We start from the raw sequence: 1,615 nt of genomic DNA on the forward strand, positions 1-1,615 counted from the left end.
CTCGAGGACGAGCGAGGGCGTCGGGCGGGCGAGCCCGCAGCTGCGGCAGCGCCAGCCTCCGGAGGGCGCGGCGTCCCCGGGCACCGCGCCGGCGGGGGCGGCCTCCACGGCGGCCGTGGCCTCGCGCTCGTCGTCGGGGTCGCCCGGCAGCGTGAGCAGCTGCTCGCAGCGCGGGCAGCTGCGCGCGTCGGCCGTCCACGACGCGCCGACCGAGACCCACACGACGCGGGGGGCTGACGACGCCGCCCAGACGACGAGGGGGTCGTCGGCGTTCGCCACGACGACGCCGCGCCCGCCGGCCGCGCCGAGCCCGGCGAGCGCCGTGCGCCACCCCGCGGCGAGCTGGCGCGTCTCGGCGGTGCGGTCGAGCTGGTCGCGGGAGAGGTTCATGAGGAGGACGACGCGGGGCGCCAGCTCGGGCAGGAGCCCGGCGAGGTGCATCTCGTCGACCTCGAGGACGGCGTCGCCCCGGGCGAGGCCCTGCGGGGCCCGCTGCACGACCGCCACGTCGCCGCGGGGGCGAAGATGGCCGACTTCGGCGGCTGGTCCATGCCGCTGGAGCACGCCGGCGGCGGCGTCGTCGCCGAGCACCGGGCCGTCCGCGAGGCCGTGGGCCTCTTCGACGTCAGCCACCTCGGCAAGGTCCGGGTGCGCGGGCGCGGCGCGGCGGCCTTCGTCGACTCGTGCCTCACCAACGACCTGGGCCGCATCGCTCCCGGCCGCGCGCAGTACAGCCTGTGCTGCACCGAGGACGGCGGAGTCGTCGACGACCTCATCGCCTACCTGCGCGGCGACGACGAGGTCTTCACGGTCCCGAACGCGGCCAACGCCGGCGAGGTGGCGGAGCGCCTGCGGGGCGCCGCGCCGGAGGGCGTCGAGGTCCTCGACGAGCACCGCGACCACGCCGTCCTCGCCGTCCAGGGCCCGGAGGCCGACGGCGTCCTGCACGCCCTCGGCCTGCCCGTGGGCGCCGACTACATGGGCTGGGTCGACGCCTCGTGGCGCGGTCGGCCCGTCGTCGTCTGCCGGACCGGGTACACGGGGGAGCGCGGCTACGAGCTGCTGCCGCGGTGGGAGGACGCGGGCGAGCTGTGGGACGCCGCCCTCGAGCAGGTCCGCGCCCGCGACGGGCGGGCGTGCGGCCTCGGCGCCCGCGACACGCTGCGCACCGAGATGGGGTACGCGCTCCACGGCCACGAGCTGACGCGCGACATCACCCCCGTGCAGGCGCGCGTCGGCTGGGCGGTCGGGTGGGGCAAGCCCGCCTTCTGGGGGCGCGACGCCCTCCTCGCCGAGCGGGAGGCCGGCCCCGCCCGCCGCTCGTGGGGGCTCCTCGCGCAGGGCCGCGGCGTGCTCCGCGCCGGCCTCGCGGTCGAGGACTCGGACGGCCGCCGCGTCGGCACCACGACGTCGGGCACCTTCTCCCCGACCCTGGGGGCGGGCGTCGCCCTGGCGCTGCTCGACGCCGCCGTCGAGCGGGACGACCTCGTGGCCGTGGACGTGCGCGGCCGCGCCCTCGCCTGCCGCGTCGTGCGCCCGCCCTTCGTGCCCGACCGCACGCGCGCCTGACCGCCCGCCCCGGCTCCCGCACCACCGGCCCGCACCGCCGGCCCGG

Annotated in this window: 1 protein-coding gene and 1 pseudogene; one reads left to right on the forward strand and one right to left on the reverse strand. The window is 79.3% G+C overall.

Annotation, left to right across the window (positions count from 1 at the left end; translation table 11 throughout):
- A pseudogene (locus HLB09_RS16840) lies at positions 1 to 441 on the reverse strand (hypothetical protein); the annotation flags it as partial.
- Between HLB09_RS16840 and gcvT the strand changes: the two are divergent.
- Positions 436 to 1,569: a glycine cleavage system aminomethyltransferase GcvT gene (gcvT, locus tag HLB09_RS16845; protein WP_212771294.1), complete on the forward strand. Its 1,134-nt coding sequence runs from the start codon at positions 436 to 438 to the stop codon at positions 1,567 to 1,569. The pseudogene HLB09_RS16840 and the gene gcvT overlap by 6 nt on opposite strands.
- Positions 1,570 to 1,615 lie beyond the last annotated feature (46 nt).

Origin of the sequence: Pseudokineococcus marinus (genome assembly GCF_013004605.1) — a bacterium.
GTDB classification, from domain to species: Bacteria; Actinomycetota; Actinomycetes; order Actinomycetales; family Quadrisphaeraceae; genus Pseudokineococcus; species Pseudokineococcus marinus.